The 14243-nt window shown below is 47.2% G+C and carries 11 protein-coding genes and 2 pseudogenes; 5 read left to right on the forward strand and 8 right to left on the reverse strand.

Translation table 11 applies throughout. The annotated features are described in order from the left end of the window. The first annotated feature begins 190 nt into the window (after positions 1–190). On the forward strand, positions 191–1570 hold the full coding sequence (gene phoA, locus AC2CGA_RS06205; protein WP_043866956.1) for an alkaline phosphatase PhoA: 1380 nt from the start codon (positions 191–193) through the stop codon (positions 1568–1570). 37 nt (positions 1571–1607) lie between these two features. On the opposite strand, the gene AC2CGA_RS06210 is transcribed toward phoA, so the two are convergent. Beyond that, a complete protein-coding gene (locus AC2CGA_RS06210; RefSeq protein WP_043866955.1) occupies positions 1608–3014 on the reverse strand; it encodes a SpoVR family protein in 1407 nt (468 codons plus the stop codon). 169 nt (positions 3015–3183) lie between these two features. Here AC2CGA_RS06210 and AC2CGA_RS06215 point away from each other — a divergent pair, with 169 nt between their 5' ends. From AC2CGA_RS06215 to lytF, 3 genes are all read left to right on the forward strand, one after another. Then, positions 3184–4698, forward strand: coding sequence for a mechanosensitive ion channel (locus AC2CGA_RS06215; protein WP_003155326.1), 1515 nt, complete (start codon positions 3184–3186; stop codon positions 4696–4698). A gap of 131 nt (positions 4699–4829) precedes the next feature. Continuing rightward, the gene (gene nsrR / locus AC2CGA_RS06220) at positions 4830–5264 is read left to right on the forward strand and encodes a nitric oxide-sensing transcriptional repressor NsrR (RefSeq protein ID WP_003155328.1); all 435 of its coding nucleotides are present in this window, start codon (positions 4830–4832) and stop codon (positions 5262–5264) included. A gap of 178 nt (positions 5265–5442) precedes the next feature. Continuing rightward, positions 5443–6897 (forward strand): peptidoglycan endopeptidase LytF, encoded by a 1455-nt coding sequence (gene lytF / locus AC2CGA_RS06225; RefSeq protein WP_014304699.1) that lies wholly within the window; start codon positions 5443–5445, stop codon positions 6895–6897. 42 nt (positions 6898–6939) lie between these two features. Here lytF and AC2CGA_RS06230 read toward each other — a convergent pair whose 3' ends face one another. Further along, positions 6940–7263, reverse strand: a complete 324-nt coding sequence (locus AC2CGA_RS06230; protein ID WP_003155332.1) for a DUF3889 domain-containing protein — start codon at positions 7261–7263, stop codon at positions 6940–6942. A gap of 191 nt (positions 7264–7454) precedes the next feature. Between AC2CGA_RS06230 and AC2CGA_RS06235 the strand changes: the two genes are divergently transcribed. Further along, positions 7455–7697: a YhdB family protein gene (locus AC2CGA_RS06235; protein WP_003155335.1), complete on the forward strand. Its 243-nt coding sequence runs from the start codon at positions 7455–7457 to the stop codon at positions 7695–7697. A gap of 13 nt (positions 7698–7710) precedes the next feature. Here AC2CGA_RS06235 and AC2CGA_RS06240 read toward each other — a convergent pair whose 3' ends face one another. The 6 genes and pseudogenes from AC2CGA_RS06240 to glpK all read right to left on the reverse strand — a co-directional run bounded on the left by AC2CGA_RS06240 (position 7711) and on the right by glpK (position 14228). Continuing rightward, a complete protein-coding gene (locus AC2CGA_RS06240; protein WP_014304698.1) occupies positions 7711–8235 on the reverse strand; it encodes an NADPH-dependent FMN reductase in 525 nt (174 codons plus the stop codon). After that, positions 8232–8531, reverse strand: a pseudogene (locus tag AC2CGA_RS06245) (response regulator transcription factor); the annotation flags it as partial. The pseudogene AC2CGA_RS06245 and the gene AC2CGA_RS06240, both read right to left, overlap by 4 nt. Continuing rightward, positions 8500–8904, reverse strand: a pseudogene (locus AC2CGA_RS06250) (GAF domain-containing protein); the annotation flags it as partial. The pseudogenes AC2CGA_RS06245 and AC2CGA_RS06250, both read right to left, overlap by 32 nt. A gap of 145 nt (positions 8905–9049) precedes the next feature. Continuing rightward, positions 9050–10792, reverse strand: a complete 1743-nt coding sequence (locus AC2CGA_RS06255; protein WP_003155340.1) for a phospho-sugar mutase — start codon at positions 10790–10792, stop codon at positions 9050–9052. A 139-nt stretch (positions 10793–10931) separates the two neighbouring features. Beyond that, positions 10932–12599: a glycerol-3-phosphate dehydrogenase gene (glpD, locus tag AC2CGA_RS06260; protein ID WP_003155341.1), complete on the reverse strand. Its 1668-nt coding sequence runs from the start codon at positions 12597–12599 to the stop codon at positions 10932–10934. A 138-nt stretch (positions 12600–12737) separates the two neighbouring features. Then, positions 12738–14228 carry a glycerol kinase GlpK gene (glpK, locus tag AC2CGA_RS06265; RefSeq protein WP_014304694.1) on the reverse strand — a complete coding sequence of 497 codons (1491 nt, stop codon included), beginning with the start codon at positions 14226–14228 and terminating at the stop codon, positions 12738–12740. Positions 14229–14243 lie beyond the last annotated feature (15 nt).

Consider the following 14243-nt stretch of genomic DNA (forward strand, 5'->3'; position numbering starts at 1 on the left):
TCCTTGTTAAAAAAATCCTCGTCTTTTTCAAAAAAGTGAATGGTTTTCACTCTTTCTTGAAAACATAAGTTACACCGGAATTTACATTTCTAACAATGTTTCACCTGAAATTTACAGGAGGAACAGGCGCTCTTTACAAACACCCCCTACCATTAGACATGCAGACACGATTAAAGGAGGACGAGTGAGAATGAGTCTATTTAAACAGGTTCGATCAAAACTTCTGCCGGCGGCAGCCGTATCCGTGCTGACAGCCGGTCTGATTGCGGGCGCGGGGTTTCAGCACTCTGAACAGGCTGCGGCAAAAAAACAGCCTGACAAAAACGAGATCAGAAACGTCATCTTCATGGTCGGCGACGGAATGGGCGCTCCCTATATGAACGCCTACCGTTCGGTCATTAACAAAGGAAAACCTTCGGATGGTATGAAACTGACGGCATTCGACCCCAATCTCGCCGGTATGATGATGACTTATCCTGACGATCCTGATTCCAATATTACCGATTCCGCGGCGGCTGGCACGGCAATGGCCACGGGCGTGAAAACGTATAACGCGGCGATCGGAGTCGATAAAAAAGGAAAGCGGGTCAAATCCGTCCTCGAAGAAGCGAAACAAAGAGGGAAATCCACCGGACTTGTCGCAACTTCGGAGATTGCCCACGCCACCCCTGCGGCATTCGGAGCCCATAACAAATCCCGAAAGAACATGAATGACATCGCAAGCAGCTACTTTGATGACCGCATCAACGGAAAACAAAAAGTCGATGTGCTCCTCGGAGGCGGCAAATCAAACTTTATCCGTAAAGACCGCAATGTAACAAAGGATTTCAAAAAAGCGGGATACAGCTACGTGACATCAAAACAGGAGCTGAAAAAAGATCGTAACAAGAAGATTCTCGGCCTGTTTGCCGATGGCGGACTCGACAAAGCAATCGACCGGTCAAATGCCGTCCCTTCATTAGAAGACATGACAACGGCGGCGATCGACAGGCTGAACAAAAATAAAAAAGGGTTCTTCTTAATGGTCGAAGGAAGCCAAATAGACTGGGCGGGACATGACAATGATATAGTCGGCGCAATGAGTGAAATGAAGGATTTTGAAAAAGCGTATAAAGCAGCGATCGCATTTGCCAAAAAGGACAAACATACGCTTGTCGTTGCCACGGCTGATCATACCACCGGCGGATTGACGATCGGCGCGAATGACGATAAAAACTGGCATGTTGAACCGATTCTTGCCGCCAAAAAAACCCCGGCATTTATGGCTGACCAAATCAAAGCGGGCAAATCCGTATCTTCCGTGCTTGCGCGTTATACAGACCTGAAATGGTCAAAAGCGGAAATTAAACAGATCGAAACGGCCGCAAAACAGGATGCTGACAAGAGCGTCTACAAAGCGATCATTAAGCTTTTTAATGCGAAAACCAACAGCGGCTGGACAACCGGCGATCATACGGGCGAAGAAGTTCCCGTTTACGCATACGGTCCGGGAAGAGAGTCATTTACGGGGCTTTTAAACAACACGGACCAGGCCAAAAAGATCTTTCACATCCTGAAACACGGAAAATAAAAAAGGATGCGGGGATTTCCCCGCATCCTTTCTTCTTTTACAGATATCTCCGGTGCACTCCTTTGCCGTCATACGAAAACATCACTTCTCTATCTTCAAGAACAGATTCGATGTGCACGCTCCTGCCCCACAGCTGGTACAGATACGGCAGCACTTTCTCCAAATATTTCAGATCAAGCTCAATTCCCTCATACCAGTGTTTAATATAAAGCTCATTATTCTTCAGGTAATCCCCGTCATTGACGGTCAGATAAGGAAATCCCCCGTTGACCCGCATGTTCACGAGCTGGTCGCGCACGGCCTTCCATTCTTTGTCGATCACTTTATAGTCCCTGCCCTGCTTTTGGAATAAATACAAATCCTCACGCATAACGAGATCTTTCGTCAAATAATTGCGGATAAATGATATGTCCGATTCAATTTCCCTGACCTCAAACATTTTCTCGCGTCCGGAACCGGGCTTTACTCCTGTTTTTTTCATTTCATCTGTCGGGTTGTCATAACGCTCTTCGATGTCTTCAAAAATTTTCAGCCCTAAATAATACGGGTTGATTCCCGTTTTTGACGGCTGAACGACGCCTGCGTTCAGCTTCGCAAATTCGATGGCTTCATCTGAAGTCAGGTCAAGCTCGCGGATAATCCGCTGATGCCAATAGGATGCCCAGCCCTCGTTCATGATTTTCGTTTCCAGCTGAGGCCAGAAATACAGCATTTCTTCTCTCATCATGGTTAAAATGTCACGCTGCCACGGTTCAAGCTCCCGCGAATGTTCCTCGATAAACAGCAGAATATCTTTTTCCGGACGGGGCGGAAACGGTTTTTTCCCTTTTTTCTTTTTCACCTGTTTCGGCTTATCCATTCCCCATAAATCATCGTAAGGCGATGGCGCGGTTTCTTCTTCGTCCTCCTCTTCGTCATCGACGCTCCACAGCAGCTTCGGCCTGACGAGCGACGGATCGATATGCTCCTGAATCGCCAGAATGGCATCTAAAAAGGACTCCACCTCTTTTATCCCGTGAATTCTTTCATAATGCTTAATCCGCTCCGCCGCAGCCGCCATACTCTCAACCATGTCCCGATTCGTATTTTGAAAGCGGCAGTTATTTTTGAAAAAATCACAATGGGCAAGAACATGGGCTACAATTAATTTATTTTGGATCAGCGAATTGCTGTCCAGCAAAAAAGCGTAGCAAGGGTTGGAATTAATGACAAGTTCATAAATTTTGCTCAAACCGAGATCATAATGGAGTTTCATCTTATGAAATTGTTTGCCGAAACTCCAGTGGCTGAATCTCGTCGGCATGCCGTACGCGCCGAATGTATAAATAATTTCAGCCGGGCAAATTTCATATCTCATCGGGTAGAAATCAAGGCCGAAACCCTTCGCAATGTCGGTTATTTCCTCAATTGCCCGCTGTAAACCTTTTGTCTCCTCCGCGTTCAAGCGAATCCCCCCTACTTGGACTTATTTATAATGTATGACCCCTCCTCTCAAAAGATGAAATAACAGGCCGGTTTCCGACTGAAAACTTTCGGCACATCCGCCCCGTTTGCTTTATATGTAAGTGGGTAAAACACACACCATACCCCAAAAAGAAAAGGAGCGATTCTACTTGAATACAGCAGACATGCTTACGACGTATCTCAGCAAACTCCCGAATCTGATCATTGCACTGCTCGTCCTGCTTATCGGCTGGGGCATTGCCAAAATCATTGAAAAAGCCGTATACAAAGGCCTGCAAAAAACAAAAATCGACGACAGGCTGTTCGCCGAAAAAAAGCCGGCGCGCTATTCCTCAGAAAAAGTCATCAGTAAAGTCATTTATTTTATCGCATTAATCATCGTTTTTATTCTATTCTTTAACATTCTGCATCTGACAACCGTGGCTTCGCCTTTTGTCAGCATGCTGTCGGCGATAACGGCGGCTGTGCCGAGCGTTTTAAAAGCCGGCTTGATTCTGCTCGTGGGCTGGGCGGCCGCTTCGCTTTTCAGCTATCTCGTCAAAAAAGCGGGCATGAAACTCGCTGAAAACGGCCGGCTCAGAAAATGGACAATGGTGTCTGAAGAAGCGGAGATGAGCAGATCCGTTACGGCCGCTTCACGAATCGTTTTTTACTTCGTCTTGCTCTTGTTCCTGCCCGGCGTCTTGTCCGCTCTCCAAATCAGCGGAGTATCAGGGCCGTTTACAAATATGATCCAAAGCGTTTTGTCCTTTATACCGAAATTATTCGCCGCGGCGCTGATTGTTTTAATCGGCTGGCTTGTTGCCCGTCTCGTCCGTGATATCGTCACAAACTTTCTGGCGAGTATCGGCACGGAAAGGCTCGCCGCACGTATGGGGCTTTCTATTTATCTGAAGGATACGAGCCTGTCGGCAATCATCGGAACGATTGTCTACGTGCTGATTTTCATTCCGGTGATCATCTCTGCGCTTGACCGGCTTGATGTGGCGGGTATTTCTGAACCGGCGTCAGCCATGCTGCACACGGTCTTCACAATGCTACCTAATATCATCATCGGTATTGTGCTGATCATCGCCGGCATCTGGGTCGGAAAATGGGTCAGCAGCATTGTATCCGGGCTCCTGCACCGGGCCGGTTTCGACTCTCTTCTCGGTAAAATGGGCTTTGAACAGGCGGGCACCCCGAAGCTGACGCTTTCTCAGACGGTCGGCATGATTGTTCAGATCATCATCGTCCTGCTCTTTACGGCAGAGGCGCTGCAGCTTGTTCATCTCGAATTTCTCGTCGTTATCGCAACCGGTATTATCGCTTACCTGCCTAATGTTCTGGCCGCTGTATTTATTCTCGGAATCGGACTTTTGGCCGGACAGCTTGTCAGCAGGCTGCTTGCCGGCATGCTGAGCGGAAAGGAATTCAGATTCCTGGCGCCGCTTGCGAAATATACCATTATCACTCTCTCAATCTTTATGGCGCTGGATCAGCTCGGTGTCGCCGACACGATCGTAAATGCCGCGTTTATTCTGATTCTGGGCGGTTTCGCGCTTGCCTTCGGACTTTCATTCGGTCTTGGCGGAAAAGAATTTGCCTCCCGTTATCTCGCAAAATTGGATCGCAAAATTGAAAAACATCAATCGGCTGACGATCGTAAGCCGCCGATGTCTTAACGAAAAAAACGTGTGCTCAGAAGGAGCGCACGTTTTTTTTGAGTTAAGGGGGCAAATTCCTTTTTTTTCATTTTAGATTCATATATGATAGACTGTAACAGAAGCAAAATCTCTTTTTTCGAGGTCATTCTATGAAATTAACGAACTATACCGATTACTCTTTACGCGTTTTGATTTTTTTGGCTTCCAGACATTCCGACGAACTTTCCAACATAAAAGAAATCGCAGATACTTATTCCATCTCTAAAAACCACCTCATGAAAGTCATTTACCGTCTCGGCCAGCTCGGGTATGTCGAAACGATCCGGGGCCGGGGAGGCGGAATTCGATTAGGAATGACACCGGAAGACATAAACATTGGAGAAGTCGTTCGACATACAGAAGACGACTTTAACATCGTAGAATGCTTTGACTCCAAAAAAAATCTCTGTATCATATCTCCCGCCTGCAACTTAAAGAACCTTCTGAATGAAGCCCTGCAAGCTTACCTGGCCGTTTTAGACAAATATACGTTAAGGGATCTGGTCAAAAACAAAGAGGAGATTATGAGACTGCTCAGAAGCTGAAGGAATGTCCGCATTCCTTCTTTTTTTATGCCGGCATAAGAAAAAAGGACTATTTCTATTAATATGATAAACGATTGCAGACAAGTGCCGATATAAAGATTATCATTACTGATATCCTCACCTTGCGGCTGCAACGAATGGGGATAGTAAAATTATCGCAGGAAAAGGGAGATTCACTATGAAAAAAAAGGTAGCGGTCGGTTTGACTGCATCTGCGATCGTCGGGTCTGCGTTAGCTGTAACACCGGCAGAAGCACAAACGATTAAGGTCAAAAGCGGAGATTCATTATGGAAGCTTGCCCAAAACTACAATACAAGCGTGGATGCCATTACATCAGCGAATCATCTAAAATCCACCGTTCTTTCTATCGGGCAGACGCTCAACATTCCTAACGGCAAATCAGATTCCGGCAGCAAAAAGCCATCTTCAAAGAACAGCGGCACGACTAAAAGCGTCTATACAGTGAAAAGCGGAGACTCGCTGTGGCTGATCGCATCTGATTTTAAAATGTCCGTACAGGAACTGAAAAAATTGAACGGTCTGACAAGCGACTTAATCCGCGCCGGACAGAAGCTGCAAGTGACGGGGAAAGTTTCCTCAAGCACCGATCAGAAAAAAACCGCTCCTGGCAGCAGCTCAAACAGCAGCAAAAATCAGTCATCATCTTCCGGGACCTATAAAGTAAAACTCGGCGATTCACTATGGAAAATCGCAAACAGCGTCAATATGACCATTGCGGAACTCAAAGTATTAAACAACTTAAAAACGGATACGATCTACGTAAACCAAGTCCTGAAAACAAAAGGAACGTCTTCTTCGGGAAACACGCCGTCAAAAGACAATTCAAACCAAAATCAAAACCAGACGCAAACGTCCTCCTATACAGTAAAAAGCGGAGACTCACTCTGGAAAATCGCAAACGCATACAATATGACGGTTCAGCAAATCAGAAGCATCAACAAACTGACGTCAGACATGCTGCGGGTCGGACAAGTGCTGAAGCTGACCAAAACGTCTACTTCCGGCTCTTCGTCTTCACCGTCAGCTCCGAACCAGTCCGGAAATACAGGGAAAACCACTACATATACCGTGAAAAGCGGGGATTCTTTATGGGTGATCGCCCAAAAGTTCAATGTGACAGCCCAGCAGATCCGCGAGAAAAACAATCTGAAAACAGATGTTCTTCAAATCGGACAGAAACTGACGATTACCGGGCAGCAGACAAACACGACACCGAATCAGTCCGGCAGCACAGGCGGCACAGGTTCAACAAGCGCGAAGATTAATGTAATGATCGATGCCGCAAAAGCTCAGCTGGGCGTACCGTATGTATGGGGCGGAACGACGCCGAGAGGCTTTGACTGCAGCGGTTTCATTTATTACGTTCTCAATAAGGTCACTTCTGTATCCAGACTTTCAGCCGCAGGCTACTGGAATACAATGACATCAGTCAGCCAGCCGGCGGTCGGTGACTTTGTCTTTTTCTCAACTTATAAAGCCGGACCTTCCCACGTCGGTATTTATCTCGGGAACGGCCAGTTTATTAATGCCAACGATTCGGGTGTCGTTATTTCCAGCATGAACAATTCCTATTGGAAACAGCGCTACCTCGGCGCAAAACGTTTCTTCTGATATCTGATAAGCTGTACGGCCGCATAAGGCTGTGCAGCTTTTTTACAGTCTGAAAATATTGATGCTGATCACGTGTTTTGTTACGGGATGGAAATACACTTCAGCACGGGATGAAAACGTTTCTTTTGCGGTTTGCACCGTTACGCGAAACACGTCTTTCGTCTGTTCCCTGTTCACTTTTGTACGGCCCATGTACGAATAATCGGTAAGCTCGGCCCCTTTGTATTCACGTTCAAGCTGGTTCCATGCGAGCTGTTCCCATTTTTCAACTGACGGATCGAGGTGTTCTGTATGCCCTTTTTCAGCGATAGAGGCAATGAGAATGCCGCAAAACAAGAGGGCAAGCGCAAATGGAAGGGATTTCATCTTTATGTTCTCCTGAGTCGTTTTTTGTCAATCTTAGCGTGTCCAAAGAAGAGACGGATATGCGGTTTTATTTTATGTCTCCCTCATATTGCTATGCCGCAGTGATAAGGACACCAAGTTTTCCCCCGTTGCATCCGGGCTTCGGCGGCATAAACTAACGGAGAACTTCTCATTGAAAGGAGAAGCGTAAGATGGATCATGCCGATTATGATAAAGCCTTGTATTACACACACCGGTCTCAATGGGACAATTTATTAATTTTGATGGTTCGTACAAAAGATGATTTATTATCAAAGCGTATTGAGCACTTTCTGCACGCGTATCATTTCGAATATGATCATGCCGTGCTTGAAAAAGAGCTGTATTCCCTACTCGGGTATATTGATCATGCGACAGAGCTCGCTTATGAAGATCAATTAGCCATGCTGACATAAAACAATCCCGGCGTCAGACGCCGGGATTTCTTGTGTTTGTGAACATATTCAGCTCTTCGATCATGTCTTTCAGGCTGACCGCCATATCCTCAGATACGGTCCGGCGCTCCATGTCGATGTGAATCGGGTCTAAGACCAGCTGTTTCGGGATGACATTTGCATAGACGCCCCGCATGACCGTCCGCATATTCGCCAGCGCATTCATGCCTCCTTTTCCTCCGCCCGCCGCGGCAATGATGGCCACCGGTTTGTATGCCCAGTGATCGCTGCTTAAAAAATCGATGGCGTTTTTTAAAGCGCCGCTCATGCCGCTGTGATACTCGGGAGATAATAAGACGACGGCCGCTGACTTTTTCACCTGCCGCCTTAACTTTTGCACTGAAGGCAGCTCGTTCTGTTCTTCTTCACCGTTATAAAGCGGCAGTTCACTTTCGCTCAAATCAATAAAATCGGTATGAAACCGATCTCTGATATAAGAAGCGGCAATTCTCGTCCGCCCGTTTTTTCTCGGTGTGCCGCTGATCACTAATATGCTCATGATTTTACCGCCTTTCCCAAAACATTATATTTTACCGCATACAATGCCGCCTGCGTCCGATCGGAAAGATTCAGCTTTGACAGCAGGTTGGACACGTGGGTCTTCACTGTTTTTTCTGAAATAAACAGGGCCGCCGCAATTTCCTTATTGCTTTTTCCTTTGGCTATTTCTTGAAGAACATCTTTTTCACGGGGGGTCAGCTGATAATATTTTTCCTTATCCTGATCATCCTGAACCATATGGGTCAGCACGTGAGGCACAATATCCGAACTTCCGGCCGCCGTCCTCAAGCGGTACGGTCGCATGATGGGTAATGCCCTCCGTATCGCGGCAGTTCGTCGTCTGTTCCGCAAATTCAATCCGTTTGCAATTCATTATGTTTACGGCCTTTGTCAATCCGCCATTGCTGAATTTGGTCAGACAATAGCATTCCCCGCTGCACATGAGTGCATTTTCCCGCTGACCGAGAGCCGGCGGTAAATAAGCGGATGCGGCGAGCGTATAAGACCCGTCCGGCTCAATCAGAAAAATCCACCCTGTCTGCAGCCCGGTCAGGCTGAGCAGTTCGCGGAGCACTTTATCAAGCGCTTCCTTTAAATCGTGGTTTTAGTTTAAGGTTTCCGCAATCGCTTTTAACGTTTTTAACGTTTCTACCGTCGTTTTCGTCAATTTCCCTCACTCCGGCCAATCAGAATTATCCATATTATATCAATTCTTTTCTGTATATTCCTTTGTTTTCAGCATGAATTTTCCTCATACTTTCGGATGAGGCGTATAAAAAAACCGCCGGATGTCGCTTCCGGCGGTTTGTTGTTTATTTCGTTTTTTCCACTATGCCATCCACCGTTTTCATGACGGCTTCAGATAATGCGGCAAGACGCTGTTCGCTGTCTTGTAAAGAAGTCCCCTTCACGGCGAAATAGAACTTCACTTTCGGCTCCGTTCCTGATGGGCGAAGGCAGAACCAAGAGCCGTCTTCAAGGAAATATTTCAGGACATTTGACTTCGGCAGATCAATATCTTCTTCAAGATGATCGGCAAATACAGTCCGTTTTCCCGTTGAATAGTCTTCAGCCTGCGTGATTTGTTTTCCGGCCATCTGCTTCGGCGGATCGTTTCGGAATGAAGTCAGGATAGCGGAAATCTGCTCTGCTCCCTGTTTTCCTTTTAACGTCAATGACTTCAAGCCTTCACGGTAATATCCGTATTCTTTAAAAATGGACAGCAGCGCGTCATAAAGCGACATGCCCTGCTTTTTATAAAAGGCGCATACCTCGACGGCTAACAGCGCAGCCTGGATCGCGTCTTTGTCACGCGCGAAATCGCCGATTAAGTAGCCGTAGCTTTCTTCATACCCGAACTGGAACGTGTATTGGCCTGATTTTTCATATTCTTTGATCTTTTCACCGATAAATTTGAAGCCTGTCAGCGTGTCAACCGTATCTAATCCGAACGATGAAGCGACAGCGCGGCCCAATTCGCTCGTGACAATCGTTTTCATGACGACACCGTTTTCAGGAAGGGTGCCCTGTTTTTTCTTCTCGGAAAGCAAGTAATGCAATAAAAGCGCGCCTGTCTGGTTCCCCGTCAGCACTGTGTACTTGCCTTCGCTGTTTTTTACGGCAATGCCGAGACGGTCGGCATCCGGGTCCGTAGCGACAAGAATATCGGCATTTTGTTCTTCTCCGAGCTTAATGGCATATTCGAATGCCGCGTGCTCTTCCGGATTCGGCGATTTGACGGTTGAAAAATCCGGGTCCGGCAGCTCTTGCTCCTTTACGACGGTGACGTTTTTGTAACCGAGTGCTTCAAGACCGCGGCGCACCGGTTTATTTGCCGTGCCGTGCAGCGGAGTGAACACGACGCTGACATCCACTTCATCCGAAAGCTCGGGATGTACGGAGATGGAAGTCAGTTTTTCAGTATACGGTTTATCAATTTCTTCACCGATTATTTTAATCAAACCTTTTTCTTTCAGCGACTGTTCATCTTCAACTTGAATCGTTAATTCATTTTCTATGGCATTCACTTCCGCAATGACGATGTCCGCTTCTTTCGGCGGCAGCTGTGCGCCGTCATCGCCATACACTTTATATCCGTTATATTCAGGCGGGTTATGGCTGGCCGTCACGACGATGCCGGCATAAGCGTTCAGCTTTCTCACCGCAAAAGACAGCTCAGGCGTCGGGCGGAGCTCATCAAAGACGTATGTTTGAATGCCTTGGGAAGCAAGGGTTTTTGCAGCTTCCATCGCAAACTCAGGAGATTTATGACGGGAGTCGTATGCGATCGCAACCCCTCTTTTTTTCGCGTCTTCCCCCTGTTTCGCGATATACGCCGCAAGTCCGGCGGATGCTTTGCGGACCGTGTAAATGTTCATTCTGTTCGTACCCGGCCCGATTTCTCCTCTCATGCCTCCTGTTCCGAACTCAAGATTTTTGTAGAAAAAATCTTCCAGCATCTGCTCGTTTCCTTCTGCGTCCGCCAATAATTTTTTCAATTCTGAATCTAATTGTTCGGCCTGATTCCAGCGTTCGTAACTCTTACTCCAACTCATGTTCGTCCTCCTATAATTTCAGCTTATGACCATATTTTAATATGAAGCGGCTGCCCGTGTCACTTGATAACTTAACCAAATGCTTTATGTAAAAAGATAAAAGAAGGGCTCATGCCTTTTCGGCACAGCCCTCCGGTTATTATTGTTCGAGCGGAACAACCGCGTCGTGCAGCAGCGTATTTAACCACTCAGTGTGTTTTTCTTTCGTTTCGTCATTCCATTGGAATCGGTCGCTCATGTAATCAATCACGGCCGTTTTATACGTTTGCACCCATTTGATGTCGAAGAACAGTCTTCCCGTTCTGCGGACGAAGAAATCGGCAGGTGTCGCAGCCATTTCTTCTTCGATGCTGTAAGCTGCTTCAGCCAAAATGTGAACCGGAATCTGGCGTTTTTCCGCTTCGTCTTTCAGTCCTTCAATCCGGCTGAATACATTTTCAACGTTAGAGCCGTATCTGATGGCTAACTGCTTAGCGGTTTCCTGTGATAAACCGATTTTCAAGCCGTCTTTTGTCTTTGCTTCCACAAATGACTCGAAGTTTTTAGAGCCGCCGACATGTCCGCCGGAAATCGGCATCGTCTTCGTCTTGCAGCCGCCGAAGTCCTGGCCGCCCTCTTCTTTCAAGCGGTCGCGGACAAGATCGACAATGTGCTCAGCCATTTTACGGTAGCCCGTCAGTTTTCCTCCGGCAATCGTAATCAGGCCTGATTGAGATGTCCAGATTTCATCTTTACGGGAGATCTCAGACGGGTCTTTCCCTTCTTCGTGAATAAGCGGTCTGAGGCCGGCCCAGCTTGATTCAATATCGTCCGCCGTAATGTTCAGTTCCGGGAACATATAATTGATGGAGCTGACGACATAATCGCGATCCTGCACCGTCATGCGCGGGTGCTCAAGTTTTTGTTTGTAAACCGTATCGGTCGTACCCACGTATGTTTTTCCTTCACGCGGAATGGCGAACACCATCCGGCCGTCCGGCGTATCAAAGTACACCGCCTGTTTAAGCGGGAATACGGATTGGTCGAATACGAGATGGACCCCTTTTGTGTGCTGGAGATGTTTTCCGCTTTTGCTGTGGTCTTTTTCTCTCAGCTCGTCGACCCACGGACCTGTCGCATTGACGATTTTTTTGGCGTACACTTTGTATTCCTTGCCTGACAGCAGATCTTCAATTAAAACGCCGACAACTTTTCCTTTTTCATAAAGCAGTTCTTTCACTTTAGAATAGTTGACAGGCTCAGCACCGAATTTAACGGCTTCTTTCATGACTTCAATCGTCAGTCTCGCATCGTCCGTCCGGTACTCTACATAATAGCCTCCGCCTTTTAAGCCGTCTTTTTTGACGAGCGGCTCTTTTTGCAGCGTTTCTTTAGCAGACAGCATGCTTCTGCGCTCTGATTTTTTTACTCCCGCTAAATAGTCATACACACGCAGGCCGATGGAAGTAGAGAATGAACCGAACGTGCCGCCTTTATGAAACGGCAGCAGCATCCATTCCGGCGTCGTGACGTGCGGGCCGTTTTCGTACACGATGGCGCGTTCCTTACCGACTTCAGCCACCATTTTGACTTCAAATTGCTTCAGATAACGCAAACCGCCGTGGACAAGCTTTGTGGATCGGCTTGATGTGCCGGCCGCGAAATCCTGCATTTCGCTCAAAGCGACTTTCATTCCCCTTGAAGCAGCGTCAAGCGCCGTACCGGCACCCGTAATACCTCCGCCTATAATAAACAGATCGTATGTTTTTTTAGTCATGTCTTCCAGCATATGATCCCGTTCCAAACTTGAAAATTGGTGATTCATCATTACGCTTCCTCCTTGTTGTCACGGTATAGAAAAAGAGACCACAACAGCCAAAGCGCATGTCATCACTTTGGTGCTGTGGTCTCTCCTCATCTCAGGACCGTTCCTATTAACTTGTTTTCAGTATACCATAATTTTATCTTATTTAAAAGCCATAGCTGCATTTACTGCTTTTTTCCATCCGCCGTACAATTCAACGCGTTTTTCATCTTCCATTTCCGGTTTGAATTGCTTATCAAGGTTCCACTGATCGGCGATTTCAGTGCTGTCCTTCCAGTAGCCGACAGCGATTCCGGCTAAATACGCGGCACCGAGCGCAGTCGTTTCATTAATTTCCGGACGTTCGACCGGCACATCAAGCAAGTCGCTCTGGAACTGCATGAGGAAGTTATTTTTTACCGCTCCGCCGTCTACACGCAATGTTTTTAAAGAGATGCCTGAATCAGCCTCCATGGCATCAAGCACATCTTTCGCCTGATATGCGAGAGATTCAAGCGTGGCACGGATAAAATGCTCCTTCGTCGTTCCGCGTGTCAGGCCGAAAACTGAGCCGCGCACGTCACTGTCCCAGTACGGTGTGCCCAATCCGACGAAAGCGGGCACGACATAAACACCGTCAGCGGAATCCACACGCTCTGCGTATGTCTCGCTTTCTTTCGAATCCTGGAACATCCGCATGCCGTCTCTCAGCCATTGGATGGCAGAACCTGCGACAAAGATGCTTCCTTCCAGCGCATACTCGACTTTTCCGTCTAATCCCCAGGCGATTGTCGTCAGAAGGCCGTGATCAGAAGTGATGGCTTTTTCTCCGGTATTCATCAGCATAAAGCAGCCTGTGCCGTATGTGTTTTTCCCCATGCCTTCTTCAAAGCACGCCTGACCGAACAGCGCAGACTGCTGGTCTCCGGCCGCTCCCGCAATCGGAATATTTTTACCGAAGAAATGATAATCAACCGTTTTCGCGTACACATGAGAAGACGGTTTCACTTCCGGCAGCATGGATTTCGGCACGCCTAAAATATCAAGCAGCTCGTCATCCCATTTTAATTCATGAATATTAAACATCAGCGTTCTTGAAGCGTTGGAATAATCCGTTACGTGCGCCGCGCCTCCGGACATTTTCCAGATGAGCCATGAATCAATCGTTCCGAACAGAAGATTTCCGTTTTCCGCTTTTTCCCGCGCGCCTTCTACATTGTCAAGAATCCATTTGACTTTCGTTCCTGAGAAATAAGGGTCGATCAAAAGTCCCGTTTTTTCTCTGAATGTATCATTATATCCTTTTTCACGAAGCTCTTCGCAAATGCCGGATGTTTGTCTCGATTGCCACACAATCGCATTGTATACCGGCTTTCCGGTATCTTTATCCCATACGACCGTCGTTTCCCTTTGGTTCGTGATGCCGATGCCGGCAATTTGATCAGCGCTGATTCCGGACTCGGAAATCACAGTCGCGATAACGGCGAGCACCGATCCCCAGATTTCGTTCGCATTGTGCTCCACCCAGCCCGGCTGAGGGAAATGCTGTGTGAATTCCTTTTGAGCGGAATGCACGATTTTTCCTTCTTTATTAAAAAGAATCGCTCTTGAACTTGTTGTGCCTTGGTCAATTGATAAAATATAGGTCTCCATGATGCCGCTCTCCTT

The organism is Bacillus sp. SYZHCR11 (genome assembly GCF_057196865.1).

Excerpts from the sequence above, each read along its gene's own strand:
- AC2CGA_RS06235 (WP_003155335.1), top strand. The coding sequence starts at position 7,455 with ATGGATCATGCCGATTATGATAAAGCCTTGTATTACACACACCGGTCT.
- AC2CGA_RS06255 (WP_003155340.1), bottom strand. The coding sequence starts at position 10,792 with ATGAGTTGGAGTAAGAGTTACGAACGCTGGAATCAGGCCGAACAATTA.
- lytF (WP_014304699.1), top strand. The coding sequence starts at position 5,443 with ATGAAAAAAAAGGTAGCGGTCGGTTTGACTGCATCTGCGATCGTCGGG.
- AC2CGA_RS06240 (WP_014304698.1), bottom strand. The coding sequence starts at position 8,235 with ATGAGCATATTAGTGATCAGCGGCACACCGAGAAAAAACGGGCGGACG.
- phoA (WP_043866956.1), top strand. The coding sequence starts at position 191 with ATGAGTCTATTTAAACAGGTTCGATCAAAACTTCTGCCGGCGGCAGCC.
- glpK (WP_014304694.1), bottom strand. The coding sequence starts at position 14,228 with ATGGAGACCTATATTTTATCAATTGACCAAGGCACAACAAGTTCAAGA.
- AC2CGA_RS06230 (WP_003155332.1), bottom strand. The coding sequence starts at position 7,263 with ATGAAATCCCTTCCATTTGCGCTTGCCCTCTTGTTTTGCGGCATTCTC.
- nsrR (WP_003155328.1), top strand. The coding sequence starts at position 4,830 with ATGAAATTAACGAACTATACCGATTACTCTTTACGCGTTTTGATTTTT.
- glpD (WP_003155341.1), bottom strand. The coding sequence starts at position 12,599 with ATGATGAATCACCAATTTTCAAGTTTGGAACGGGATCATATGCTGGAA.